Below are 25,817 nucleotides of genomic sequence, written 5' to 3' on the forward strand. Positions count from 1 at the left end.
AATGACGATTTCGCTTGGAGACATGGCTCAAAGTTTCGCGCTTCGCCGGCAGGGCGGGGCGCTGAAGGCCGAGCAGCAGCGCCTAGGTTCGGAGATGACCACCGGCCTTGTCGCGGATACCGGCAAACATCTGCGGGGCGCGTTCAGCGGGATCGGGGCGATCGACGCCTCGCTGTCGCGGCTGGAGGCTTACAAGGGCGCGCTGACATCCGCCGCGATGCGGGCCGAGGGGGCGCAAAGCGTGCTTTCCGCGCTGACGGAAATGTCGGACGATCTGGCCACGCTGTTTTCCGACCCTGCGATGTCGGGAACGGCGGCGGGGCTGAACGGGGCCGCCGCCGATGCTGGTCAAAGGTTTCGGTCGGCCATCGGGCTTTTGAACAGCGATGTCGGCGGGCAGCAGCTTTTCTCGGGCGCGGCGACGGGGCCGGCGCTGGCGGATGCGGATACGATCCTTGCGGCGCTGGAGGCGGCGACGGCAGGCGCGGCAACGGCGGCGGAGTTCGAGGCTGCGGTGTCGGCCTGGTTCGACGATCCGGCGGGCTATGCCACCGTCGCTTGGCGGGGCGAGGGTGCTCGCGCCCCATCCGCGATCGGCACCGGCGAAAGCGTCGCAGTCGACGTGACCCCGATGGACCCGGCGATCCGCGATACGCTCAAGGCGCTGTCGATGGGGGCGCTCTTGGATCGCGGTGCGTTGGACGGAAAAGCCCGGTCGGCTTTGGGAGAGCGGGTGGGCGCGGCGCTGATCGCCGGGAAAGACGCGCGTATCGATCTCCAGACCCGCGTCGGCGCAGCCGAGGCGCGGATCGCGCAGGTCCAGACGCGCAACGAGGCGGAACGCTCGGCCCTCGGTATCGCGCGCAATGGCATGGTGGCCGTCGATCCCTATGAAACGGCGGTCCGGTTCGAAGCTGTCAGCACACAGATCGAGACGTTGCACGCGGTGACGGCGCGGCTGTCGAAGCTTTCGCTGGTGGATTTCCTGTGATGCTGCGCGCGGTCTTCGCCCTGCTGCTCTTGGCGCTCCCGGTCGCGGCAGAGCCGATCCGGATCAAGGATCTGGTGGAATTCGACGGCGTGCGCGGCAACGATCTGGTCGGTTACGGCCTTGTCGTCGGCCTGAACGGCACGGGGGACGGGCTGCGGAACGCGCCCTTCACCGAGGAAATCATGTCAAACCTGCTGGAACGGCTGGGCGTGAACGTCGCGGGCGAGGATTTTCGGCCCCGCAACGTGGCGGCGGTGTTCGTGACGGCCTCGCTTCCGCCTTTCGCGCGGGCGGGCAGCAGGATCGACGTGACGATTTCCGCCATCGGCGACGCGAAAAGCCTGCTCGGCGGGACGCTGGTGATGACGCCGCTGAACGGCGCCGACGGCGCGATCTATGCCGTGGCGCAGGGGACGATCATCGCAGGCGGCATTTCGGCAGAGGGGGACGCGGCGCGCGTGGTGCAGGGGGTGCCGACATCCGGGACCATCCCCGCAGGCGCGCGGGTGGAGCGGGAGGTGGAGTTCGATTTCACCTCGCTCGAATCCCTGCGGCTGGCACTGCGCAACCCGGACTTTACCACGGCGGCGCGGATCGAAACCGCCATCAACCGCGAGATGGGTCGGGGAACGGCGGCGATGATGGATGCGGGCACGGTGCAGTTGCGCCTGTCCGGATCACCGGCGCATGTGCTGGCACAGGTCGAAAACCTTACGGTGGAGCCAGAGACGAGGGCGAGGGTCGTGGTCGATCAGCGATCCGGCACCATCGTCATGGGCGAGGATGTCCGGATCAGCCGCGTTGCCGTCTCGCAGGGCAACCTGACGCTGAGGATCGAGGAGTCGCCTGTCGCGGTGCAGCCCAACCCGTTTTCGCCGGGCGAAACCATCGTTCTGCCGCGCACCAATGCCGCGATCGAACAGGAGCAGGGGATCGGTCTGGCCGAGGTGGCGGGCGGCACCAACCTCAGCCAGGTCGTCGCGGGGCTGAACGCGCTGGGCGTCGCGCCCTATGACATGATCGACATTCTGAAAAGCATCAACGCGGCAGGCGCGCTGCATGCCGATTTCATGGTGCGTTAACAGCCGGTGCCGCGCAGCACGACGGCAACGGTGCGCCAAAGGATGCGCAGGTCGTTCGCGAAGGACAACTCGCGTGCATATTGCGTGTCGAAATCCGCGCGGGCCGCAAAGGTCGTCTTGTGACGCCCGGCGGTCTGCCACAGGCCCGTCACGCCCGGACGCATCAGGTAATAGGCCTTGCCCGGATACATGCTCTTTTGCGACACCATCATCGGGCGGGGGCCGACAAGGCTCATCTGCCCGATGAACACGTTCCAAAGCTGCGGCAGCTCGTCCAGCGAGGTTTTCCGCAGCAGACGGCCAAGCGGCGTGATCCGGGGATCGTTGCGCAGCTTCTGGGTGGAGTTCCACTCGGCCCGCGCCTCGGGATTCGCGGCAAGGTGACGTTCCAGATGATCGTCGGCATTCGGGACCATGCTGCGCAGCTTCCACATGCGGAAGATCCGACCGCCGCGACCGATGCGTTCTTGCGTGTAGAAGGCGCTGCCCCCATCCCGGCTGACCGCGAAGGCCAGCAGAAGCACGACCGGCAACACGAACGGTGCCGAAAGCACGATCAGGGCGACGTCCAACAGTCGTTTGACGATCATGCGATAGACTCCCTTGCGGGGGATCGGTGCAGCCGTGGTTTCATGGATCGCGCCGTCCGCTTCGAATTGCGGGTAGTTGAGGGTCATGAAATCATCTCCACAATACTGGATGAAGGGCCCGGTCTGCCGTCTCCGGCCATGGGCAAACGCCCTGCAGCCGCGTCATCAACTCTTAAAAATCGTAACATTTTGCACTCGCGAAGAGTGCCCCCAGCAACGGTTCTAGACCTCCGATCCGGTCTTGGCGACAAGGATCAGGGTTAAAAACGGACGTTAACCCAATCTTAAGCGGAAATCCCCGGCATCGCATTCTTCTGTGGCTGAGCAGTTGCAGCATTGCGCAATCCAGAGTTTAAGAACGCCCAGATTTTAAGCATAGGGGCGGCCACTGACCTGCGATTCGCTTCGGGTGAATGGTGAAGACGGCGTTAACGGAACAGCCCCTTTCACACGCCCTGCGATTTGATAGAATCACATGCGAACACCGAGGGACGACCATGCTGACCTTCATCCATCTGCGCAACGCGGGCGCCGCAATGCGCTTCTATCGGGTCGAGCTGGCCTATAACCTGTTCGGGGAATACTCGGTCCTGCGCGAATGGGGTGGGCGGCGCGGCAAGGGGCGCCGTCGCGTGTCGTGGTTTTCCAACCTGCGGGACGCGTGCATGGCGGCGGAACGCTGGAACCGCCGGGCGCTACGTCGCGGATACCGGGTCGCATGACGCATCTTTGGGTTCGCCACGAACAGCGCCCGCATGAGGAGCGCGTCGGCCTGACGCCCGAGGGTGCGGCACGGCTGATCGCGAAAGGCTTCCGCATCACGGTCGAGGAGAGCCCCACCCGCTGCATCCTCACCGCTGCCTATGCCAATGCGGGGGCCGAGATTGCGCCGGCGGAAAGCTGGCCCGACGCGCCGGCGGATGCGATCGTCTTCGGTCTGAAGGAATTGCCCGAGGATGGCACCCCCCTGCGCCATCGCCACATCCTGTTCGGCCACGCCTATAAGGGGCAGCCTGCGGGTCAGGTGCTTCTGGCGCGGTTCCGCGCGGGGGGCGGTGTGCTTTACGATCTGGAATCGCTGGTGGATGAAACGGGGCGGCGGGTCGCGGCCTTCGGCTATTGGGCGGGCTATGCCGGGGCGGCCGTGGCGCTGAAATGCTGGGCGGCGCAGGGGCGCGGCACGATCTGCGGGCCGCTTGCGCCCTATGCGGGCCGCGATGCGCTGCTGGCCGATCTGCGGGCCGAGGTCACGGGCGATCCGCGCGCCTTGGTCATCGGGGCGAAGGGCCGTGTCGGCACCGGCGCCGCCGATCTGTGCGAGGCGATGGGCCTTTCCGTCACCCGCTGGGATATCGAGGAAACCGCATCCGGCGGCCCGTTCCCCGAGGTTCTGGCGCATGAGTTGTTCTTCAACTGCATTCTTGCCCGTCCGGGCGCGCCCGTCTTCGTGCCGGAATCGGCGCTGCTGAAGACGCGGGCGCTGCGGGTGATCGGGGATATCGCCTGCGATCCGACCTCGGATTTCTCGCCCATCAAGGTCTATGACCGCGTGACCGACTGGACCGCGCCCGCGCTGCGCGTGGCGACGGACCCGGTGCTGGACGTGACCGCCATCGACAATCTGCCGTCGCTTCTGCCGGTCGAAAGCTCGCAGGACTATGCCGCGCAGCTTTTGCCGTCGCTGATGGCGCTGGATGCGCTGGATGCCGGCGTTTGGGGGCGGGCGAAGGCGGAGTTCGATCGGCACTAACGCCGGCCGAACAGCCTTTCGATGTCGTGCAGCTTCAACTCGACATAGGTGGGGCGGCCGTGGTTGCACTGGCCGGAAAGCGGTGTCGCCTCCATCTCGCGCAAGAGGGCGTTCATCTCCTCGGCCCGCATGGCGCGGCCCGACCGGACCGAGCCGTGGCAGGACATGCGCGACAGGATCGCATCCATCCGCGCCTGAAGCGTCGTGCTGTCGCCCGTCGCCAGCTCGTCCGCGATGTCGCGCAAAAGCGCCGCCGCATCGACCTGCCCCAGGATCGCGGGCGTCTCGCGCACCGCGATGGCGCCGTGGCCGAAACTTTCGATCGTCAGGCCGAGGCGTGACAGATCATCCGCGATCTCCAGCAGTGCCGCCGCGTCCGGCGTCTCCACGATTTCGGGGATCAGCAGGGCCTGTGCCGCAACGCCAGCCGCATCGCGCTGGGCCTTCAGCCGTTCATAGACCAGCCGTTCATGCGCGGCGTGCTGATCGACGATGACCATGCCGCGTTCGGTCTGCGCAATGATGTAGTTGCCGTGAAGCTGCGCCCGCGCCGCACCCAATGGGCCATCGGCGGGCAGGTCCGGCTCCATCCGCGCGGACGGGGCCTCGGCGAAGCCCAGAGGGGCCTGCCATGTCGTCGCGCGCGCCAGCGAGGCTTGGTCCATCTGATAGACGCGAGGGGCCTCTGGCCGGATCGCTTCGATGGTTTCCGCCGCCACGGTGGTCGAGGCGCGGTGCCCCGCCCCTGCCAGCGCATGACGGATGCCCGTCACGATCAGCGCGCGGGCGGCGGCGGGATCGCGGAACCGGACCTCGGATTTCGCCGGATGCACGTTGACGTCCACCAATTGCGGATCGCAGGTCAGCATCAGCACTGCCGCCGGATGCCTGTCCCGCGAAAGCACGTCCATATAGGCCGCCCGCAGCGCGCCGATCAGCATCCGGTCCAGCACCGGCCGACCGTTCACGAACAGATACTGCGCGACCGCAGACCCGCGCGAATAGGTCGGCAGCGCGGCATAGCCGGACAGGCGCAGCCCCTCGCGCTCCGCATCCAGCCGCAGCGCATTCCCGGCGAAATCCGCGCCGAGGATCGAGGATAGCCGCCCGTGCAGCGCATCGAAGAAATCGCCCGGCTGCGGATCGGCGCGGAAGACCACGCGTTCGGTGCCTGTGTCGGTCAGGGTGAACCCGACCGTGGGCTCGGCCATGGCAAGACGGCGGATGACCTCGGCGATGGCCTGCGCCTCGGCCCGGTCGGACCGCATGAATTTCAGCCGCGCGGGGGTGGCGTGGAACAGATCGCGCAGTTCGACCACCGTGCCGGGCCGTGCCGAGGCAGGGCGCACCCCCTCTATCCGCCCGCCATTCACGGTGATCGCATGGCCGCCCCCGCCCGCATGGGAGGTGATCGTCAGCCGCCCCACAGCGCCCAGCGAGGGCAGAGCCTCGCCCCGGAAGCCGAAGGACCGGATGTCCAGAAGGTCGGTGCCGTCGATCTTGGACGTGGCATGGCGCGACAGGGCCAGCGGCAGGTCCTCCGCGCTCATCCCGCAGCCGTCGTCGGTGACGCGGATCAGGGTCTTGCCGCCATCGGCGAAATCAACCGCGATCCGCTTCGCGCCGGCGTCCAGCGCGTTCTCCACCAGCTCCTTCACTGCCGAGGCGGGGCGTTCCACCACCTCGCCCGCGGCGATGCGGTTGATCGCCGCTTCGTCAAGCTGGCGGATGATCGGGCGCGAGGGTTTGTGGTGATCGAGCATGATGCCACCAACCCTAGCACCGGGCGCGTTACTGCTCCAGCCCCTCCGGCTGACCGACGACGACGAAATGCAGATCATCGGGGCGCAGCACACGGGCGGCGACGCGGCGCACGTCGTCCAGCGTCACGGCCTCCACCTTTTCGTTGCGGGTCAGGGCATAGTCGATGGGAAGCCCCTCCATCTGCATGCCGACAAGGATGTTGGCAATGGCGGCGTTGCTGTCGAACCGCAGCGGATAAGAGCCGGTCAGATAGGTCTTGGTCGCGTCCAGTTCGGCCTGCGTCACACCCTCGGTCGCCAGTTTCGACCATTGCTCGCGCACGACGTCGATGGCCTGTCCCACCGTGGCATTCGCGGTGGCAAAACGCCCGACCAGCAGTTCGGCATGGTCCATCGGTGCGAGGTAGGCATAGGCGCCATAGGTCAGCCCGCGTTTGCCTCGCAATTCGTCCATCAGCCGCGCGGTGAAACGCCCGCCGCCAAGGATCTCCGACAGGACATAGGCGGGGAAGAAGTCGGGATCGTCGCGCTTGATGCCCTGATGGCCGAAATAGACGACCGATTGCGGGGTGGGGAAGTCATGCACCGTCACGCCGCCCTTGATGTTCCACGGGGCCGCGTCGGGCAGGGCCGCGCCCGTCTCTGGCAGATCGCCCAACAGATCGTCCAGCAGCTTGCCCAGTTCCGCCTCGGAAATGTCGCCCACGGCCGAGACATAGATACGTTCGCGCGTGATCGCCGCCTTGTGCGCGGCCACCAGATCATCGCGGGTCAGGGCTGCGACGCTGTCCGCCGTGCCATTGCCGGATGTGGCATAGGGGTGATCGCCGAAGGTTTCGGTGTCGAAGATGCGGGCGGCGATGGCGTTCGGGTCCTGCGCGTCGGACTGGAGGATCGACTGGACCTGTCCCTTCACGCGGTCAACCGCGCTTTGCTCGAAGCTGGGCGCGACCAGTGCCTGACGCAGCAGGTCCACTGCCTGATCGCGGTTTTCCGACAGGAAGCGGGCCGAGACGGCGACGCTGTCGGTTCCCGCCTCGAACCGATAGCTGGCGGCAAGGCTGTCGCGGGCATTGGCGAAGCCTTGGGCGTCCATCTCGCCCGTGCCTTCCTCCAGCGTGGCGGTCATCAGGTTCACCGCCCCGCGTTTGCCGTGCGCATCCAGCGAGGTGCCGCCCTGAAAGCGGATCTCCAACGCGGTGAAGGGTATTTCGTGTTCCTCGACCAGCCATGCGGTGATGCCGCCGGGCGAGGTGACTTGCTTGATGTCCACCGCCGCATGCGCGGGCAGGGCGAACAGGATCAGGGCGGCGACGTGGCGCAGCATCTTCATTCCGCAGCCTCCTCTTGCAGCAGATGGCCGGTGACGGCGCGGCGTTTGTCGAAGACTTCGCGCGCGGCCTCCATCACCTGTTCGGGGGTCACGGATTGCAGGACCTGTGGCCAATCGCGTTCGTCCTCGACCGTCAGCCCCACGGCCAGCGCGGCGCCATAGCGGCGAGCCAGCCCGTCCGAATCGTCGCGGGCATAGATTTCGCCCGCGCGAACCTGCGTCATGATGCGGGCGAAGGCTTCGGGGTCGATGCCGCCCTTCAGGAACTGGTCCAGCGCGGCGTCCATCGCAGCCTCGGCATCGTCCAAGGACAGGCCGGGGCGCGGCACGACGGCCAGGTTGAAGGTCGTCTGGTCCACCGCCGTCCCGTCATAATAGGCGCTGGTGTAGACGGCGGGCGCGTCCGGCCCGAATTGCAGCGCGCGGGCAAGGACGGATGTCGTCGGGCTGCCGCCCAGATATTCGGCCAGCACGGTCAGCGCGGCGGCCTTCTGCTGGTCGCCGGGGTTTCGTTCGGGGGCAAGATAGCTGCGCATGACATAGGGCTGCGCCACGCGCGGATCGGCATATTCCATCCGCCGCTCGGACAGTTGCGGCGGCTCCTGCGGGCGCAGGCGGACGGGCAGGTCCGAGGGCTCCAGCTTGCCGAAATGCTTCTTCGCCATCTCCAGCACCGCATCCGGCGTCACGTCGCCCGCGACGACCAGCACCGCGTTGTTCGGCGCGTAATAGGTGCGATAGAACCGCAGCGCATCGTCGCGGTCCATCTGCTCCATTTCCGCGCGCCAGCCGATGATCGGGATGCCATAGGGGCTGTTGAGGAACTGCGCCGCCCGCTGCTGTTCGCTGAAGATCGAGGACGGATCGCTGTCCACGCGCTGGCTGCGTTCCTCCAGCACGACGTTGCGCTCGTTGGCGACGATGTCTTCGGACAGGGTCAGGTTCCGCATCCGGTCCGCCTCCATCGACAGCATCAGGTCCAGCCGGTCGGCGGCCACGCGCTGGAAATAGGCGGTATAGTCATAGGAGGTGAAGGCGTTGTCGCTGCCCCCCTGCGCATCCACGGTGGACGAAAACTCGCCCGGTTCCATCGTGTTCGTGCCCTGGAACATCAGGTGTTCAAGGAAATGCGCGATGCCGGATTCGCCTGGGGGTTCGTCCGCCGATCCGGTGCGATACCAGACCATGTTGGTCACGACCGGGGCGCGATGATCCTCGATCACCACGACCTCCATCCCGTTTTCAAGGGTGAAATCGGTCACGTCCTGCGCCAGCGCAGGGGCGGCGGTCAGGGACAAGGCCAGCAGGGCCGGCAGGCGGGTTGGCATATGTGTCTCCGCGTTTGCTTGGCCAGACCCTGACCCGACGAAGGGGCGGGGGCAAGGGCCTGACGCGGAGTTGATTATTCCGCCGGCGGCGGTGCCGCGGGCGTGCGCCGGCCAGAGGCGCGCCAGCGTTCCAGCTCTTGCCGTTGATCCAGCGATTGCGGCTCGTAAGCCTGATAATAAGTGGTGTTGTTGAACAGCCGGTTCAGGAAGCGGCCCGGATTGGCGCGGCGATACTCCAGATCCTCGGTCGCCAGCGCGGCGCGCGTATCCTCGCGGCCATAGCGCGAGGCGGCGGCGACGATGGCACCGTCGGCGGCGGGCACGCTGCGGGCGGCGTTCGGGTTGCCGCCCAGCGCCACGATCGCATCGGCGGACGGGTTCGGATCGGTCCTGTTCGCACCGCCCGGCGTGGGGGTGGGAAGGTCGGCCAGCGTCTGTGGCATCTCCAGCGGTTTGGACGGCACCACGGAAAACGCATCCGGCCCGTTCCCGTCCGAGCGGACGCGCATCAGCTGGGGATCGCCCCCGCCACATGCCGCCAGCGTCAGGATCCCCGCCAGTGCGAGTGCGCCGCGCGCTGCCTGCATTTCCGCCTCCGTATCCGTCTTTCGTTCCGTCTTTAGCCCAAAGCCACGGGCAGGTCACGCGGTCTTTCGGCGGCTCTTTTTCGGCGGCTTGGGATCGCCGGTGAACAGCACGAGGCCGATGGCCCCGGCAAAGATCGCGATGTCGGCCACGTTGAAGGCATAGGGATTCTCGATCCCCGGCACGGACATGTTCAGGAAATCGGCCACCGCGCCATAGACGAAGCGGTCGATCACATTGCCCAAGGCCCCCCCGACCAGCAGCCCGGCCGAGATTTGCGCCAGCTTGGAGTGCCCCGGCTTGCGCATCCAGTGCAGCACCCAGGCCGTGATCGCGATGGAGATCACGATCAGGACCCAGCGGGTGACATTGCTGTCGCCCGCGAACAGGCCGAAGTTCATCCCCTGATTCCACGCCATGCGGAAATTCAGGTAAGGTGGGAAAACCTCGATCGAGCCGGTGCGGATCAGGTCCAGCCCGTGGACGACCGCCAGTTTGGTGACCTGATCCAGCGCGAAGACGATCAGCGAGACGAGCGCGACGAGCCGCATGTCAGTGCCGGAAATGGCGCTGGCCGGTGAAGATCATCGCAAGGCCCAGTCGGTCGGCGGCCTCGATCACCTCGGCGTCGCGCATGGACCCGCCCGGCTGGATCACGCAGGTCGCGCCCACGGAGGCCAGCACTTCGACACCATCGGCAAAGGGGAAGAACGCATCCGACGCGGCAGAGCAGCCCTTGGTCAGCGGCTCGGCCAGACCCAGAACCTCGGCGGCATCTTCGGCCTTGCGGGCGGCGATGCGGGTGCTGTCCACGCGGCTCATCTGGCCCGCGCCGATGCCGACGGTGGCGGCGTCCTTGACATAGACGATGGCGTTGGACTTGACGTGTTTCGCCACCTTCCACGCGACCAGCGCATCGGCCATCTCGGCCTCGGTCGGTTGGCGTTTTGTCACGACCTTCAAGTCCGGCACGCCAGCCGTGTCCTTGTCCTGCACGAGGAAGCCGCCCGCGACCTGCTTGAACGACAGGATCGGCGCGGTGGGGTCGGGCAGGCGCAGAGTGGTCAGCAGGCGAAGGTTCTTCTTCTTGGCGAAGACCGCCTTGGCCGCATCGTCCGCGCCGGGGGCGATCACGACCTCGGTGAAGATTTCGGAGATCTTTTCCGCGGTCGGGCCGTCCAGCGGCTGGTTCACCGCGATGATCCCGCCAAAGGCCGAGGTGCGGTCGCAGTCGAAGGCGCGCCCGTAGGCCTCGGCCAGCGTGGCACCCGTTGCGACGCCGCAGGGGTTGGCGTGTTTGATGATCGCCACGGCAGGGGTCTCGGTGCCGAATTCGGCCACCAGCTCGAACGCCGCGTCGGTGTCGTTGATGTTGTTGTAGGACAGCTCCTTGCCCTGCCACTGTTTCGCGGTGGCAACGCCGGGGCGGCCCGAACCATCGGTATAGAAGGCGGCGGACTGATGCGGATTCTCGCCATAGCGCAGCGTCGAGGCGAGCGTTCCGGCAAAGGCGCGGCGGCGCGGCACTTCGCCCAGCGTCTCGGCCATCCATGCCGACACGGCGGCGTCATAGGCGGCGGTGCGGCTGTAGGCGGTCAGCGCAAGACGCTGGCGGAAGGCGAAGCTGGTCGCGCCGTCGTGGCGTTCCAGTTCCTCCAGCAGCGCGCCGTAATCCTGCACATCGGTGACCACGTTGACGAAACGGTGGTTCTTGGACGCGGCGCGGATCATCGCGGGGCCGCCGATGTCGATATTCTCGATACAGTCGTCATAGCTGCCGCCGCGCGCCACCGTCGCCTCGAACGGGTAAAGGTTCACGACCAGCAGGTCGATCGGCTCGATCCCGTGGGCGGCCATGGCCAGCAGATGCTCGTCATCGTCGCGCAGGGCCAGCAGACCGCCATGCACGTTCGGGTGCAGCGTCTTGACGCGCCCGTCCATCATCTCGGGGAAGCCCGTCACTTCGGACACGTCGCGCACCGGAAGGCCCGCGCCGCGCAGGGCGGTGGCGGTGCCGCCGGTGGACAGCAGTTCGACCCCCCTTGCGTGAAGGGCGCGGGCAAGGTCCAGAAGACCCGTCTTGTCGGACACGGACAGGAGGGCCCGTCCAATATATACGAGATCGGTCATGTCGGCTCCAAATCGTCTGGGCTTGCGGGATCTTCGTCCCGCGCAAGGTCGCGGATCGCCAGCGGAGTATCCTGCGTTTTCGCCAAGGTCCAGCCGATCTGCGTCGATGTTTCCGCAGCGATGCCCGACAGAACCACCTGATGCGAGGGGCGGGGCGTGGTCAGCCCGCGTTCCAGATGGCTGGACGGGCGCAGTTCCAGATGGGCGGGGCCTTCGAAGGTCAGGGTCCAGACCTCGCCGCTGCGCAGGTGCAGGGCGGCGCTGTCGGCACCGGGGTGGTGGATGGGCCGCACATCGGGGTGCAGGTGGAAATGGATGTGGAATCGCGGGGCGTTCAGCCGGAAGAAGCGCCGCCGTTCGGCCATGGAATGCGCGGCCAGCATATCCTGCCCGACCAGCCGCCGCCCATCGGGCGACAGCAGCAGATCGCGCGTATGGCTCAGCCCGTGGCTGACGCTCCACCCGTCATGCGAGGCTTGCAGATGCGTGCCTTCGGGCAGGGTCTGGCGGTGGATGCCGTGGACCTTCGCTGTTTCGGTGAACATTTCTGCGGGACCGAGGCGCGAGGACGAGTGACCCTCCAGCGCCAGGGTGGAATGGGACGCGGTGGCGCGGCAGGCGCGCGCCCACTCGGGCAGGTCCTGTCCGGGGCCGCAACTGGTGACGATGGACCTGCGCCCCGATGTCAGCTCGAACGCCAGCGACGAGGCATGGGCCAGCGCGGTGGCGGGCGGCGGGGCAGTGTCCACGATCACGCTGCTGCGCCCCGCGTGAAGGCGGTGAAAGCCCAGCGCCTGATGCGGCGCGGGATGGCGCGACCGCGCCTCGGCCAGTGCCGAATCCAGCCGACCGGGGATGCCCGCGCCGCCGCCATGGAACCGCGCCAGCCGTCCGTCGGAATGGGCAAGGCAGCGCAATTCCCCCACGATGCGCCCGATGGCGGGGAAATGCGCCTCGTGCCCCGCGTGGCGAAGGGCGGCATCGGCGGTCAGCAGCAGCACCAGCAGGTCCAGCAATTCCTCGGGGTTGCGCGTCCGGGCGCTGTCGCTCAGCTTCGCCAGCGCATCCGCCTCGATCCCGACGCGGTTCGGCAGACCCTTCAGCGCCAGCGTTCCGGTGATGGACGCGGCAAGCGCCGCGATGCGGGGCATCCCCTCGGGCGCCGATTCCCAACGGCGATGAAGGAAGGCGACATGGCGCGAGAGGATCGCGAGCGTGTCAGGAACCGTCTGGCGTGGATCGGCGAAACCGCCATGGTCCAGCCAGCGCAGCAGCCGCCAGGCCGCCGCTTCGGCTGTCCAGCCGGGCCCGATGCCCCGTCCGAACTGCGCTGCCCAATCGGTCAGGCGGCGATGCGCAAGCCGCCCCGCAGCTTCGTCTCCGATGGCGGCCAGATGGTCCAGCCATGCGAAATCGTGGCTTTCGGGTGCGGTGCGGCCCAGCGCCGGATCGCCGGTCCAGCGCCCCTGCGGCATCTGGCGCAGCGCGGTCGCGACCGGCGCATCGCCCGCGCGCTGCGCCTCGATCCGGTCCTTGCGGCTGCCTAGATGCGCTGCGAGCCAGCCTGCCATATGCGCCTATCCCCCTGAAGCTGGCCGAGATTAGCCCCGAGCCGTCAGCGGGTAAAGCGCGCCATGAAGAACCCGTCCATCCCGCCGCGATCCGCCCAGAAATCGGGTCGCAGCCGCAGCCCGCCGCCGGACAGCCAGCGCGGCTCCATCCCCGGCACGGTGGGGGTGTCCAGCCGAAGGCCGGAATGGCGGGTCAAGGCGGCGGCGATCTGCGCCTCGCCTTCCTCGGGCAGCAGCGAACAGGTGCAGAAGACCAGCCGCCCGCCGGGTTTCAGCAAACCAAGCGCATGGTCGATCATCTGCGATTGCAACTGCGCCAGCGCCGCAACATCGTCGTCACCCTTGACGAAGGGCAGGTCGGGATGGCGGCGGATGGTGCCGGTGGCCGAACAAGGCGCATCCAGCAGGATCGCGTCGAAGGGCTCGTCCTGCCAGCCCAGCACATCGGCGGCCACGATCTTCGCGCTCAGGCCCGTGCGGGTCAGGTTCTCGGCCAGCCGCTCAAGCCGCGGGGCCGAGATGTCCACCGCCGTCACATCCGCCCCCGCCGCCGCCAGCTGCAACGTCTTGCCGCCCGGCGCGGCGCAAAGGTCGGCGATACGCTCGCCCGGTTTGGGGTCCAGCAGGCGCACGGCCAGCGCGGCGGCGGCGTCCTGCACCCACCAATGCCCCAAGGCGAAGCCGGGAAGCGCGGACACCTGAGTCGCCGCCACGCGGATGCTGCCGGTAGGCAGAACGGCGCCCTCGGGCAGTTCGGTCGCGCCGGGGCGGGGCGTCAGGTCGATCGGCGGGGCTTCGGCCTGCACAGCCTCGATCGCCGAGACGATATCGCGGCCATAGGTATGCACCAGCGGTTGACGCAGCCATTTCGGCAGGCGCTGGGCGGGAAGGCCCGCGAAGGCATCCTCGGGGATCTTGCGCAGGACGGCATTGGCGAATCCGGCCTGATGCGCGGTGCGGCGGTTCGCGCGCAGCACGCCGACGACGGCATTGACGACGCCGTGCGGCGCGGCGCCCAGCGCGATTTCCGTCACGGCAAGGCGCAGCGCGTCGCGCACGGCGGGCGGCGGCGCGCGGCGGATATGCGCGGCCAGCACGCGGTCGGCCTGTTCGACATGGCGCAGCGTGGTCGCGGCCAGCCGCTGCGCCCTTGCGCGGTCGGGCGGGGGCAGGTGGTCCAGCACGGGCAGGGCCTGCGCCAGCAGCGCCCCTTCGGACAGCACCGCGCCCAGAAGGTCGATGGCGGCGGCGCGCACCTCGTCTGTCATGGTCCCTCTCCTTGCGCGATGATCCGGCGGGCGTATATCAACGGAAGCGAAGTCTCAAGGAGAGCGCAATGGACAAGGACCTTCCCCCGGCCGCCCAGCGTGCCCTGGCCGAAGCCGAGGAACGCCGCCGGACCGCCAAACCGCTGGACCTTCCGACCGAGCTTGGCGGGCGCGACGGCCCCGAGCCGGTGCGGTTCGGGGATTACGAGAAGAAGGGCCTCGCGGTCGACTTCTAAAGCCCCAGCACGTCCAGCATGTCGTATTCGCCCGGTTTCGCGGTCTGGCCCCAGATCGCGGCCTTCAGCGCGCCGCGCGCGAAGATGGTGCGGTCGGTGGCAAGGTGGCGGATGACGATGCGTTCACCCTCGCCGGCAAAGATCACGTCATGTTCGCCCACGACATCGCCGCCGCGAATGGCGGAAAATCCGATATCGCCGCGCGTCCGCGCCCCGGTGATGCCGTCGCGGCCCGAATCCCGCACATCCTTCAGCGCGACGCCCCGGCCTGCCGCCGCCGCCTCGCCCAGCATCAGCGCGGTGCCCGAGGGGGCATCGACCTTGTGGCGGTGATGCGCCTCGACGATCTCGATATCCCAGTCGGCGTCCAGCGCCTCGGCCACTTTGCGCGTCAGGCCCAGCAGCAGGTTGACGCCAAGCGACATGTTTCCGGCGCGCACGATCACGGCATGGCGGGCGGCGGCGGCGATCTTTTGCAGATGCGCCTCCTCCAGCCCGGTGGTGCCGATGACGTGGGTGCAGCGGGCCTGCGCCGCCAGCGCGGCGAATTTGACCGTCGCATCGGGTGTGGTGAAGTCGATCACCGCCTGCGCCTTCGCGAACGCCTCCAGCGGGTCGTCCGTCACGGTCACGCCGCCGATCTCGCGCCCGATCCAGTCGCTGCCGGGGCGGTCCACCGCGCCGACCAGCCGCGCCTTGCCCGATTCCTGCACGGTCTTGATCAACATCTGACCCATCCGGCCCGAGGCCCCGGTCACGACGATACCCGGCAGTTCTGACATGGCACTCTCCTTCTTTCGTGTCCTGTTACGACATTGCGGAAAGGCGCGGAAACCCTTATCTGCCCGGGAATGGCAAAGAACTCTCACACCACGGGCACCGGCCCTTCGCAACGTCAGCTTCGCGTGGGCGAACTGATCCGCCGCGTCCTCTCGGACGTGCTGAACCGGGCCGAGGTGCACGATCCCGACCTGAACCGCTTTTCCATTACGGTGGGCGAAGTGCGCATGTCCAACGATCTGAAGATCGCGACGGTGTTCGTGATGCCTTTGGGCGGCGGGGACGTGGCTGCTGCGATCGAGGCGCTGGCCCGCAACAAGGGCGAGTTGCGCCACCGCATCGCCAAGGAAATGGCGCTGAAATACGCGCCCGACCTGCGGTTCCGCCCCGACGAGACGTTCGATCGGCTGGACGAGACGCGGCGGCTGTTTTCCGACGAGGCGGTGCGGCGCGACATCGCCAAGGGCGAGGATGATGAAGACTAGGCTTCTTGCCGCCCTGCTGTTTCTTGTCGGCGCGCCCGCTTGGGCCGGATGCCGCGAGGTCACGTTCGAGGGGCAGGAATACACCGTTTGCGAAGTGCAGGCGGGCGAGGATCTGCGAATCTTCCAGAATGGCCCGGAGGGAAAGCCTTTCGGCGCATTTTCCGCCATCAACCGCAACCTTGACGGCAAGCGGCTGGGTTTTGCGATGAATGCCGGGATGTATCACCCCGACCGCCGCCCGGTGGGCCTTCTGATCGTCGATGGCGTGATGGAGAAGGACCTCGTCGTCGGGGAAAGCTGGGGCAATTTCGGAATGGAGCCGAACGGCGTCTTCTGCATCGGCGACGGGTTCAGCGTGATCGAGACGCGGGCCTATCAGGCCGATCCGCCCGAATGCCGCTATGCCACGCAGTCGGGGCCGATGCTGGTGATCGACGGCGAATTGCATCCGCGCTTTCTGGCCGACAGCGATTCGCGCTACATTCGCAACGGCGTGGGGGTCAGTGCGGACGGTCGGACCGCCTATTTCGCGATCAGCTCGGACGACGTGACCTTTTACGAATTCGCGCGGCTGTTCCAGGATCATCTTGGCACGCCGGACGCGCTGTATTTCGACGGTTCGATATCGCGCCTGCATGCGCCGGAGATGGGGCGTGACGATATCGGCTTTCCGCTGGGTCCCATCGTCGGGACGGTAGTCGCTCCGGAGGGGCGCGACGATGGTTGACCAACAGCCCGCGGGGCAGTAGCACGCGGCCTTTGGTTTCTGGGGGCATCATGGGACGCAAGCGCAAGGGCCGGGTCGTATCGGGCTGGCTGGTGGTGGACAAGCCCGCCGGGATCACATCGACATCCGTGGTGAACAAGGTCCGCTGGGCCTTCGGCGCGCAGAAGGCGGGCCATGCGGGCACGCTGGACCCGGCGGCGACCGGCGTTCTGGCCGTGGCGCTGGGCGAGGCGACGAAGACCGTGCCCTACATCACCGATGCGCTGAAATGCTACCGCTTCATGGTGCGGTTGGGGCAGGCGACCAACACCGACGATGCCGAAGGGACGGTGATCGCCAGCAGCGACGCGCGGCCTTCGGATGATGACATCGCCAAGGCGCTGGCCCCGTTCCGCGGCGACATCATGCAGGTCCCGCCGCAGTTTTCCGCCGTGAAGGTGAATGGCGAGCGTGCCTATGACATCGCCCGCGCGGGCGAGGAAATGGATCTGGCCGCCCGCCCGTTGTTCGTCGAAAGCCTGATCGTGCTGTCGCGCCCCGATGCGGACCATGTCGAGCTGGAGATGGTCTGCGGCAAGGGCGGCTATGTCCGCTCCATCGCCCGCGATCTGGGGGCGGCGCTTGGCTGTCACGGGCATGTGCTTTGGCTGCGCCGGACATGGTCGGGGCCCTTCGTGGCCGAGGGTGGGATCTCTATCGAGGAGATCGACCGCATGGCCAAGACCGAGGAACTGGACACGCATCTGAAGCCGCTGGAGATGGGTCTGGCCGATTTGCCGGAATTGCAGGCGACGCCCGAAGGTGCGGCAAAGCTGAAGAACGGCAATCCCGGCATGGTGCTGACCGGCGCCGATTACGGTGACGAGGCGTGGGCCTCCTATCAGGGCCGCGCGGTGGCGGTCGGCGTCTATAAGGGCGGCGAGTTGCATCCCAGCCGCGTCTTCGTCAGCGAATGATCGAACGCACCCATATCAAGGGCGATGCGCCCTCGACCGCCGTCTATTCGGATTGCGAGCGGTATCGTTTCCTTTTGACCCGCACATGGGATGCGGGCGGCAAACGCGCGCTGTTCGTGATGCTGAACCCGTCCACCGCGACGGAATACCAGAACGACCCCACCGTCGAACGGTGCGAGCGGCGCGCGCGGACGCTGGGCTTCGGCGCGTTCCGGGTGTGCAACATCTTTGCGTGGCGTGACACCGACCCCAAGAAGATGCGCGCCGCCGCCGATCCGGTGGGCGATTACAACGATACCGCCATCGTCGAAAGCGCGCCTTGGGCCGACACCATCGTCTGCGCATGGGGCACGCATGGCGCGTTCCTGAACCGCGGCGCGCATGTGGAGGCGCTGCTGCGCGAGACGGGCCTGCCGCTGCACCATCTGGGCCTGTCGGCAGGGGGGCATCCAAAGCACCCGCTTTACATCGGATATGCTGTTCAGCCGGTGCTCTGGACCATCTGAACGGTGACGGCGGCATAGAAGGTGCCGCTGGCGACCAGCACGAACACATGCCAGATCGTGCGGTGGAACGGCATCATGTGCCGCAGATAGAACAGCGTCCCCGTGGTATAGGTCAGCCCGCCCAGGCACACCAGCGCCAGCACCGGCCCCGACATCTGCGCAAAGATCGGCCAGCCGAGGCCCACCCCGACCCAGCCCATCGCGATGTAAAGGCCAAAGCCGAACCATTCGAAACGGTGCGGGGCGACGACCTTCAGCACGACGCCCGTCAGTGCCGCCGCCCAAAGCGCGACGATCAGCCAGATACCGGTTCCCGCCAGCATGATGAAGGCGGTGAAGGTGCCCGCGATCTTGATATAGATCGCCGAATGGTCCAGCCGCCGCAGCACCCCGTTCCAGCCCGGCACCGACAGCATGTTATAGGCGGCCGAGCAGCCCATGCAGGCGATCAGCGCCGCACCATAGATCGCGATACCGGCAATCGCGTGCGGCCCCGGCGCGCGCGTGGCGGTCAGGGTGATCAGCACCGGCACCGCCATCAGGGCCAGTGCGGTGCCGATCACATGGACTGCGGCATCGCTGATCCGCTCGGGGCGGGTATAGAGGGTCCGCTTGCGTGTGGGTTCGTTCATGGGATCAAACTATGCGTCCGAATTGATTCCGTAAATTGACGATGTGGCGAGCAATAAAACTACGTCTTGCCCCTCCCGATCTTGCGGATTATGCCAAGCCCCAGCCAGAGAGCCGGAGGGATTCCCATGCAGAACTCGCGTTTCGACAAGTCGAAGCTGCCCAGCCGCCACGTGACCGAAGGGCCGTCGCGCGCCCCGCACCGCAGCTATTTCTATGCCATGGGGATTTCCGAGGAAGAGATTCACCAGCCCTGGGTCGGCGTCGCCACCTGCTGGAACGAGGCCGCGCCCTGCAACATCGCGCTGAACCGTCAGGCGCAGTCGGTGAAGATGGGCGTGAAGAAGGGTGGCGGCACGCCGCGCGAATTCACCACCATCACCGTGACCGACGGCATTGCCATGGGGCATGAGGGGATGCGGTCCTCGCTCGCCTCGCGCGATGCGATCGCCGACACGGTGGAACTGACCATGCGCGGGCATTGCTATGACGCGCTGGTTGGTCTTGCGGGCTGCGACAAGTCGCTGCCGGGGATGATGATGGCGATGGTGCGGCTGAACGTGCCGTCGGTCTTCGTCTATGGCGGGTCGATCCTGCCGGGCAAGCTGAACGGCAAGGATGTCGTGGTGCAGGACGTGTTCGAGGCCGTGGGCAAACACGCCGCCGGCACCATGTCGGATGCCGAGTTGCAGATCCTCGAACGTGTGGCCTGTCCTTCGGCGGGCGCGTGTGGCGGGCAATATACCGCGAACACGATGGCTTGCGTGTCCGAGGCCATCGGTCTGGCGCTGCTGAACTCGTCCGGCGCGCCCGCGCCTTACGAATCGCGCGACCAGTATGGCGATTTCTCGGGTCAGGCGGTGATGCACCTGATCGAGAAGAACATCCGCGCTCGTGACGTGGTGACCCGCAAGGCGCTGGAGAATGCGGCGCGCGTCGTCGCATGCACCGGCGGTTCGACCAATGGCGGTCTGCACCTGCCCGCCATCGCGCACGAGGCGGGGATCGAGTTCGACCTGTTCGACGTCTGCGACATCTTCCGCGACACGCCCTATTTCGTGAACCTGCGTCCGGGCGGCGATTATGTCGCCAAGGACCTGTTCGAGGCGGGCGGCGTGCCGGTCGTCATGAAGGAACTGGCCCGCGCCGGTCTGCTGCATCTGGACTGCCTGACCGCCTCGGGCGAGGAGCTGGGTGACGCGCTTGGCCGCATCACGCATGAGCCGGACGGCAAGGTCATCCACTTCATCGACAAGCCGATCACCAAGACCGGCGGCGTCGTCGGGCTGAAGGGCAACCTCGCCCCCGAAGGCGCGATCGTGAAGGTCGCCGGGATGTCCGAGGCCGAGCAGGTCTTCAAAGGCCCCGCTCGCGTGTTCGAATGCGAGGAGGAGGCGTTCGAGGCCGTCCAGCGCCGCGAGTATAAAGAAGGTGACGTGATCGTCATCCGCAACGAAGGCCCCGCAGGCGGGCCGGGGATGCGCGAGATGCTGTCCACCACCGCCGCGCTGTCGGGGCAGGGGATGGGCAAGAAGGTCGCGCTGATCACCGACGGGCGCTTCTCGGGCGCGACGCGCGGGTTCTGCGTCGGCCATGTCGGCCCGGAATCGGCGCATGGCGGGCCGATCGCGCTGCTGCAGGACGGCGATATGATCACGCTGAACGCGGTCACGGGGGAGTTGTCGGTCGATCTGACCGATGCGGAATTGGACGCCCGCCGTCAGGCGTGGAAAGGCCCGAAGCCGACCGAATACGAATCCGGCGCGCTTTGGAAATACGCGCGGCTGGTCGGCGGTGCGCGGTTCGGAGCGACCACCCATCCCGGCGCCAAGGCCGAGAAGCATGTCTATATGGACCAGTAAGGTCCTTGCGCTGGCCCTGCTGCTGCCTGTCCCGGCGGCGGCAGAGGCGCTGCGCATCGCGCCGCCCGCCGGATATTGCGCGGGCGATCCCGGCGCGATGACCGTGCTGCGTCCCTGCGAAGGGACCGGCGCAATGCTGACCGTGATGGCGGGGGCCGAGGGCAGCGCCTCGGCGCTGGCCGATCAGGGGGCGGTTGCCCGGTGGTTCCAGACCGATGCGGGCCGCGCCGCCCTGTCGCGCCGGGGCCGTGCGCGCGATGTGACGGTGCGCGAATTGCGGGGGCGGGGCGATGCGCTTCTGATCCGCATCGCCGATGCCGGAACGCGCGACGAAAGCTGGCGCGTGCTGGTGCCCTTGGCCGGGCGCATGGTCACGCTGACCGCCAGCGGCGGGCAATCCCGCGAATTGGCGGAAAAATTCTTGGACGGAATGCGCGCCGCCAATCGCCCTTGAACCCAGATCAACCGTTGCGCGAGTGTCGCGGAGGCGCGAAACTGCGAATCGCGTGGATCGGATAAGGGGTGTGCCTTGGCGGACAATCGTGGCGGAATGATCGATGGCTTGCTGCACCAGCGGATCATGAACCGCTGGACGCGCGACGCCGACCATGCCGATGCCATGGGGTTGCCGCGCCTGCGGCTTCTGCGCCGCCGCGCCCGCACGCTTCGGGCGCAGCTTGATCGCTTGCTGATGGCCGCCGAACCCCGGTTGCAGGAGGCGCCCGCGATCCGCCGCCCGCTTGGCACCGACTGGGCCTGGCGCCCGCCGCTTTGGACGGCGCCGGTGTCGCAGCCGGGGCTGGTCCGCTCCAGCCGGGCGCAGCTGGACGGCATGACGGCGGTGTTCCACGATTGCCGCCTGTGCGAAACGGGGGCGCGTCAGGTCCGCAACGGCCGCGCCGCCGACTCCGCGCCCTTTGGATTGCAGATGGACATCTTCGCATTCGAGGGCAGCTTTCTGTCCGTCGCGCTGGATCTGCCGCCCGAATCCGTGCGTGGTTTGCGGCGCAAGCATCTGATCGTGCTGCGCGCCCGGTTGGAGGTGGAGCGTCCGCTGCGCATCTTTGCCCGCTTGAACGTCCGCCACGGACCGAATACCGAACAGCTGACATGCGCCCTGCCGATGGGCGTCGATGAGGCGGTGGCGGAATTCGACCTCACCTCGACCAAGCTGAACGAGGCAAGGGCCGAAAAGATGTGGGTGGACCTGATATTCGAACAGCCGCAGATGAACCAGATCGTGCTGCGCGACCTGACCATGGTGCGCCGCCCGCGTGCGGAGTTCTGAGATGGCGACCCTGATCCGCGAAGGCATCCGCGCCGGCGTCTGGCAAGGCGTGCTGAAGGACAGCGACGTGGCCGAGGTGGAGGTGCTGCACCAGGGCGAGCCGTTGCCCGAAGTGGCGCTGACGCGCGGCGCGGCGGGCGAGCAGACGGTGCAGGTTCCGATCCCGCGCGAGTTGCTGGAGGACGGCATCCAGACCTTCGTGATCCGCGATGCCGCGCGGGGGACCACCTTGGGTCATTTCAGCATCGCGACCGGCGGTGCGAACGAAGACGACCTGCGCGCCGAGGTGGACCTTTTGCGCGCGGAACTGGACCTGCTGAAACGCGCCTTCCGCCGCCACTGCCTTGAAACCGGCGGTTGACGCTGGTTCGGCATCGCCCTTCGTGATAGGCGCTGGACATGGAACAGCTCCCCTCGAAAGCGCAGATCCTGCAATGGATCTCTGAAAACCCGACCCAGACCGCCAAGCGCGACATCGCCCGCGCCTTCGGCATCAAGGGGGGTGCGCTGCGGATCGAATTGAAGCGGCTTTTGAAAGAGCTGGAGGAGGATGGCGCGCTGGCCAAGAAGCGGCGCGTCTATCGCGATGCCGCGACCCTTGCGCCGGTTTCGGTGTTGGAGGTTCTGGCCCCCGACGACAACGGCGATCTGTTCGCCAAGCCCTTGGAATGGACGGGCGAGGGGGCGGAGCCGCGCATCCAGCTGATCCTGAAGAAATCCGATCCGGCCTTGGGCAAGGGCGACCGTATCCTTGCCCGCCTGACCGAAGTGGTGGCCGAGGATCACAGCCACGAAGGCCGCCTGATCCGCCGCATCGGCGCCAACCCCCTGCGGGTGCTGGGCGTGTTCCGCGCCGGGTCCGAAGGCGGGCGCATCGTGCCCATCGACAAGGGATCGGACAAGGAATGGATCGTCATGTCCGACATGACGATGGGCGCCAAGGACGGGGAACTGGTCGAGGCCGAACAGGCCGGACCCAAACGCATGGGCCTGCCGCGTGCGCGCATCGTCTCGCGTCTGGGCGATCCGACAGCGCCGCGTGCGATCTCGCTGATCGCGATTCACCAGCACGGCATCCCCGACCATTTCCCCGATGCGGTCATCGCCGAGGCCAAGGCGGCGAAGCCCGCAAGCCCGAAGGGCCGGGAAGATCTGCGCGATCTGGCGCTGGTCACGATCGACCCGCCCGACGCGCGCGACCATGACGACGCGGTCTTTGCCGAAGCCGATGGCGACGGCCATGTCGTCTGGGTCGCCATTGCCGATGTCGCGCATTACGTCCGCCCCGGCAGCGGTCTGGACCGCGAGGCGCGGCGGCGCGGCAATTCCAGCTATTTCCCCGACCGGGTCGTGCCGATGCTGCCCGATGTGCTGTCGGGCGATCTGTGTTCGTTGCACGAAGGCGTGGACCGGCCCTGCATCGCGGTGCGGATGAAGCTGGACGCCGACGGCAACAAGGTCAGCCACCGTTTCGTGCGCGGCATCATGCGATCCGCCGCCAGCCTGACCTATGCCGAGGTGCAGGACGCCCGCGACGGCAAGCCCAGCCGCGCCGACATGGCGATCGTGGCGCCGCTCTATGCCGCATACGAGGCTGCGAAACAGGCGCGCGAACGCCGTCAGCCGCTGGAGCTGGACCTGCCCGAACGCAAGATCGAACTGTCGGACGAAGGCGCAGTCACGTCCGTCGCCTTCCGCGAACGCTTCGACGCGCATAAGCTGATCGAGGAGTTCATGATCCTCGCCAACGTCGCCGCGGCCGAGGAGCTGACCCGCCTGAAGCGCCCGCTTCTGTTCCGCGTCCACGAAGAACCCAGCCCGGAGAAGATGGACGCGCTGCGCGAGGTGGCCGAGGCGTCGGGCTTTACGCTTGCCAAGGGGCAGGTGCTGAAGACGGCGCATCTGAACCGGCTGCTGAATCAGGCGCAGGACACGGACTTCGACGAGTTGATCAACATCACCACCCTGCGGTCGATGACGCAGGCCTATTACCACCCCGAGAATTTCGGGCATTTCGGGCTGTCCCTGCGCAGCTATGCCCATTTCACCTCGCCCATCCGGCGGTATTCGGACCTGATCGTGCATCGGGCGCTGATCGCGGGGCATGGCTGGGGGGATGACGGGCTGTCGCCCTTCGATGTGGAACATCTGGGCGATACGGCGAAGCAGATCTCTGACACGGAACGGCGGTCGATGCTGGCCGAACGCGACACCAACGACCGTTACCTCGCGGCGTGGCTGTCGGACCGGGTGGGGGCCGAATTCACGGGCCGCGTGTCGGGCGTGCAGCGGTTCGGCCTGTTCGTGAAGCTGGACGAGACGGGGGCCGACGGGCTGATCCCGATCCGCAGCGTCGGGCGCGAGTTCTTCCATTTCGACCCCGACACGCAGACGCTGATGGGGGCGGATACCGGCACCATCATCGGCCCCGGCCAGCGCGTGCTGGTGCGGCTGACCGAGGCTGTTCCGGTCACCGGCGGATTGATGCTGGAGCTGTTGGAGATCGAGGGCGGAAAGATGCCACGCGGGCCGCAAAGGGGACGCCGGGGCAAGCCGTTCAAGCCCGAACGCAAGAAACGGATCATCCGCCGCAGGCACTGACGCTTCACGCGCGGGGCGCGAGTCGTTAAGCTGGCCGCAACGATAAAATCGAGCGGTGAGAGCAATGCGGACGACCATCCTTTCCATTAGCGTCCTTGCGCTGGCGGCCTGCGCCGGGCCGGGCGCGGGGAACATCACGACCTCGCTTCGCCCGCAGGCGGCGCCCTTCAACGAACCGGGATCGCAGGCAGGGCTGGATCGCTGGCTGGTGGAATTCCGTCCGCGCGCGATGGCGCAGGGCATCTCTCCGGCCGTGCTGGACCGTTCGTTGACCGGGCTGCGCTATGACACCGAAGTGATCCGGCTGGACGGCAATCAGGCCGAGTTCAACAAGACCGTCTGGGATTATCTGGCGGGGGCCGTGTCCCAAAGCCGGATCGAGAATGGCCGCGCCGCGCTGGCCCGCCATGCCGGAACGCTGGGCCGGATCGAGGCGCAATACGGCGTGGACAAGGAGATCGTCGTCGCGATCTGGGGGATGGAGTCGAATTACGGCACCAACCGCGGCAGCATGGCGCTGATGAACAGCCTTGCGACGCTGGCCTATCACGGGCGGCGCGGCGCGTTCTTCGAGGGAGAGTTGATCGCCGCGCTGAAGATCGTGCAGGCGGGCGATGTCGCCCCTGCCGCCATGACCGGAAGCTGGGCGGGCGCAATGGGGCATACGCAGTTCATGCCAACCTCCTATCTGGCGCATGCGGTGGATTTCACCGGCGACGGGCGGCGCGATATCTGGTCTGACGATCCGACGGATGCGCTGGCCTCGACCGCCGCCTATCTGGCGCGGTCGGGATGGCAGCGCGGCGGGATCTGGGGGATGGAAGTCACGCTTCCCGAAGGGTTCGATTACAGCCGCGTCGGCAAGACCAACCGTCTGCCCGCATCGAACTGGTCGGCGCAGGGGGTGCGTTCGGTCGATGGGCGCAGCTTGCCCGCGGGCGAGGCGTCGATTCTGCTGCCGGGCGGGGCAAAGGGCGCGGCCTTCCTGATCTATCCCAACTTCCGCGCGATCGAGCGGTATAACGCCGCCGACAGCTATGTCATCGGCGTGGGGCATCTGGCGGACCGTCTGCGCGGGCTGGGGCCGATCCAGCGCGTGCCGCCGGCGGGCGAGCGGGCGCTGAGCCGTGCCGAGCGGACCGAATTGCAGGAACGCCTGACCCGGCGCGGTTTCGACACCCAAGGCACCGACGGGCGCATCGGGCCGAACACCATCGCTGCGATCACCGCGTTCCAGCGCAGCGCGGGGCTGATCCCGGACGGGTATGCCAGCACCTCGCTTCTGGCGGCGCTGCGCTGACATATTCGTGATGGCGCGGGCAGGGGTGCCCGCGTTACGCTTCATCGTCCAGCAT

Annotated in this window: 26 protein-coding genes; 15 read left to right on the plus strand and 11 right to left on the minus strand. The window is 67.2% G+C overall.

What is annotated here, in order from left to right; translation table 11 throughout:
- Position 1 precedes the first annotated feature (1 nt).
- Positions 2–991: a flagellin gene (locus tag E2K76_RS05390; protein WP_136683248.1), complete on the plus strand. Its 990-nt coding sequence runs from the start codon at positions 2–4 to the stop codon at positions 989–991.
- Positions 991–2,073 carry a flagellar basal body P-ring protein FlgI gene (locus tag E2K76_RS05395; protein WP_394343926.1) on the plus strand — a complete coding sequence of 361 codons (1,083 nt, stop codon included), beginning with the start codon at positions 991–993 and terminating at the stop codon, positions 2,071–2,073. The genes E2K76_RS05390 and E2K76_RS05395 overlap by 1 nt, the downstream gene beginning before the upstream one ends.
- Here the strand turns inward: E2K76_RS05395 and E2K76_RS05400 are convergent.
- Positions 2,070–2,750: a sugar transferase gene (locus E2K76_RS05400; RefSeq protein ID WP_136683250.1), complete on the minus strand. Its 681-nt coding sequence runs from the start codon at positions 2,748–2,750 to the stop codon at positions 2,070–2,072. The genes E2K76_RS05395 and E2K76_RS05400 overlap by 4 nt on opposite strands.
- Positions 2,751–3,160: 410 nt before the next feature.
- Between E2K76_RS05400 and E2K76_RS05405 the strand changes: the two genes are divergently transcribed.
- The gene (locus tag E2K76_RS05405) at positions 3,161–3,385 is read left to right on the plus strand and encodes a WGR domain-containing protein (RefSeq protein WP_136683251.1); all 225 of its coding nucleotides are present in this window, start codon (positions 3,161–3,163) and stop codon (positions 3,383–3,385) included.
- Entirely contained in the window at positions 3,382–4,413 is a 1,032-nt protein-coding gene (locus tag E2K76_RS05410) for a saccharopine dehydrogenase (protein WP_136683252.1), read from the plus strand. Before E2K76_RS05405 ends, E2K76_RS05410 begins: the two co-directional genes overlap by 4 nt.
- Here the strand turns inward: E2K76_RS05410 and mutL are convergent.
- The 8 genes from mutL to E2K76_RS05450 all read right to left on the minus strand — a co-directional run bounded on the left by mutL (position 4,410) and on the right by E2K76_RS05450 (position 14,391).
- Positions 4,410–6,176, minus strand: coding sequence for a DNA mismatch repair endonuclease MutL (gene mutL, locus E2K76_RS05415; RefSeq protein ID WP_136683253.1), 1,767 nt, complete (start codon positions 6,174–6,176; stop codon positions 4,410–4,412). The genes E2K76_RS05410 and mutL overlap by 4 nt on opposite strands.
- Before the next feature lie 28 nt (positions 6,177–6,204).
- Complete coding sequence (locus tag E2K76_RS05420) at positions 6,205–7,509, minus strand: M16 family metallopeptidase (protein ID WP_136683254.1); 1,305 nt, start codon at positions 7,507–7,509, stop codon at positions 6,205–6,207.
- Positions 7,506–8,837, minus strand: a complete 1,332-nt coding sequence (locus E2K76_RS05425) for a M16 family metallopeptidase (protein WP_136683255.1) — start codon at positions 8,835–8,837, stop codon at positions 7,506–7,508. Before E2K76_RS05425 ends, E2K76_RS05420 begins: the two co-directional genes overlap by 4 nt.
- A gap of 74 nt (positions 8,838–8,911) precedes the next feature.
- Positions 8,912–9,424, minus strand: a complete 513-nt coding sequence (locus tag E2K76_RS05430) for a DUF3035 domain-containing protein (protein WP_136683256.1) — start codon at positions 9,422–9,424, stop codon at positions 8,912–8,914.
- A 54-nt stretch (positions 9,425–9,478) separates the two neighbouring features.
- On the minus strand, positions 9,479–9,973 hold the full coding sequence (gene lspA / locus E2K76_RS05435) for a signal peptidase II (protein ID WP_136683257.1): 495 nt from the start codon (positions 9,971–9,973) through the stop codon (positions 9,479–9,481).
- A 1-nt stretch (position 9,974) separates the two neighbouring features.
- On the minus strand, positions 9,975–11,552 hold the full coding sequence (gene purH, locus E2K76_RS05440) for a bifunctional phosphoribosylaminoimidazolecarboxamide formyltransferase/IMP cyclohydrolase (RefSeq protein ID WP_136683258.1): 1,578 nt from the start codon (positions 11,550–11,552) through the stop codon (positions 9,975–9,977).
- Positions 11,549–13,123, minus strand: a complete 1,575-nt coding sequence (locus tag E2K76_RS05445; protein ID WP_136683259.1) for a heparinase II/III family protein — start codon at positions 13,121–13,123, stop codon at positions 11,549–11,551. Before E2K76_RS05445 ends, purH begins: the two co-directional genes overlap by 4 nt.
- A gap of 44 nt (positions 13,124–13,167) precedes the next feature.
- Positions 13,168–14,391, minus strand: a complete 1,224-nt coding sequence (locus E2K76_RS05450) for an RsmB/NOP family class I SAM-dependent RNA methyltransferase (protein ID WP_136683260.1) — start codon at positions 14,389–14,391, stop codon at positions 13,168–13,170.
- Positions 14,392–14,459: 68 nt separating this feature from the next.
- On the opposite strand from E2K76_RS05450, the gene E2K76_RS05455 reads away from it, so the two are divergent.
- Positions 14,460–14,627: a DUF1674 domain-containing protein gene (locus E2K76_RS05455; RefSeq protein ID WP_136683261.1), complete on the plus strand. Its 168-nt coding sequence runs from the start codon at positions 14,460–14,462 to the stop codon at positions 14,625–14,627.
- Here E2K76_RS05455 and dapB read toward each other — a convergent pair.
- Positions 14,624–15,409, minus strand: a complete 786-nt coding sequence (gene dapB / locus E2K76_RS05460) for a 4-hydroxy-tetrahydrodipicolinate reductase (protein ID WP_136683262.1) — start codon at positions 15,407–15,409, stop codon at positions 14,624–14,626. The genes E2K76_RS05455 and dapB overlap by 4 nt on opposite strands.
- A 69-nt stretch (positions 15,410–15,478) precedes the next feature.
- On the opposite strand from dapB, the gene rbfA reads away from it, so the two are divergent.
- Genes rbfA through E2K76_RS05480 form a run of 4 tightly spaced genes read left to right on the plus strand, consistent with a single transcriptional unit; the run spans position 15,479 to position 18,081 of the window.
- Positions 15,479–15,892, plus strand: a complete 414-nt coding sequence (gene rbfA / locus E2K76_RS05465) for a 30S ribosome-binding factor RbfA (protein WP_136683263.1) — start codon at positions 15,479–15,481, stop codon at positions 15,890–15,892.
- The gene (locus E2K76_RS05470) at positions 15,882–16,619 is read left to right on the plus strand and encodes a phosphodiester glycosidase family protein (RefSeq protein WP_136683264.1); all 738 of its coding nucleotides are present in this window, start codon (positions 15,882–15,884) and stop codon (positions 16,617–16,619) included. The genes rbfA and E2K76_RS05470 overlap by 11 nt, the downstream gene beginning before the upstream one ends.
- Positions 16,620–16,669: 50 nt before the next feature.
- Positions 16,670–17,575, plus strand: coding sequence for a tRNA pseudouridine(55) synthase TruB (truB, locus tag E2K76_RS05475; RefSeq protein ID WP_136683265.1), 906 nt, complete (start codon positions 16,670–16,672; stop codon positions 17,573–17,575).
- A complete protein-coding gene (locus tag E2K76_RS05480) occupies positions 17,572–18,081 on the plus strand; it encodes a DUF1643 domain-containing protein (RefSeq protein WP_136683266.1) in 510 nt (169 codons plus the stop codon). Before truB ends, E2K76_RS05480 begins: the two co-directional genes overlap by 4 nt.
- Here the strand turns inward: E2K76_RS05480 and trhA are convergent.
- Positions 18,057–18,713 (minus strand): PAQR family membrane homeostasis protein TrhA, encoded by a 657-nt coding sequence (gene trhA, locus E2K76_RS05485; protein WP_136683267.1) that lies wholly within the window; start codon positions 18,711–18,713, stop codon positions 18,057–18,059. The genes E2K76_RS05480 and trhA overlap by 25 nt on opposite strands.
- A gap of 126 nt (positions 18,714–18,839) precedes the next feature.
- Here trhA and ilvD point away from each other — a divergent pair, with 126 nt between their 5' ends.
- From ilvD to E2K76_RS05515, 6 genes are all read left to right on the plus strand, one after another.
- Positions 18,840–20,573, plus strand: coding sequence for a dihydroxy-acid dehydratase (ilvD, locus tag E2K76_RS05490; protein ID WP_136683268.1), 1,734 nt, complete (start codon positions 18,840–18,842; stop codon positions 20,571–20,573).
- A complete protein-coding gene (locus E2K76_RS05495; RefSeq protein WP_136683269.1) occupies positions 20,554–21,027 on the plus strand; it encodes a cation transport ATPase in 474 nt (157 codons plus the stop codon). The genes ilvD and E2K76_RS05495 overlap by 20 nt, the downstream gene beginning before the upstream one ends.
- Positions 21,028–21,102: 75 nt before the next feature.
- Positions 21,103–21,861: a DUF6478 family protein gene (locus tag E2K76_RS05500; protein ID WP_246032900.1), complete on the plus strand. Its 759-nt coding sequence runs from the start codon at positions 21,103–21,105 to the stop codon at positions 21,859–21,861.
- Position 21,862: 1 nt separating this feature from the next.
- Complete coding sequence (locus E2K76_RS05505) at positions 21,863–22,222, plus strand: hypothetical protein (protein WP_136683270.1); 360 nt, start codon at positions 21,863–21,865, stop codon at positions 22,220–22,222.
- 38 nt (positions 22,223–22,260) lie between these two features.
- Positions 22,261–24,462, plus strand: a complete 2,202-nt coding sequence (rnr, locus tag E2K76_RS05510) for a ribonuclease R (RefSeq protein WP_136683271.1) — start codon at positions 22,261–22,263, stop codon at positions 24,460–24,462.
- Between the two features lie 64 nt (positions 24,463–24,526).
- Positions 24,527–25,762 carry a lytic murein transglycosylase gene (locus tag E2K76_RS05515; protein WP_136683272.1) on the plus strand — a complete coding sequence of 412 codons (1,236 nt, stop codon included), beginning with the start codon at positions 24,527–24,529 and terminating at the stop codon, positions 25,760–25,762.
- The last annotated feature ends 55 nt before the right edge of the window (positions 25,763–25,817 follow it).

This window comes from Falsirhodobacter xinxiangensis, from assembly GCF_004959935.1.
GTDB lineage: Bacteria > Pseudomonadota > Alphaproteobacteria > Rhodobacterales > Rhodobacteraceae > Falsirhodobacter > Falsirhodobacter xinxiangensis.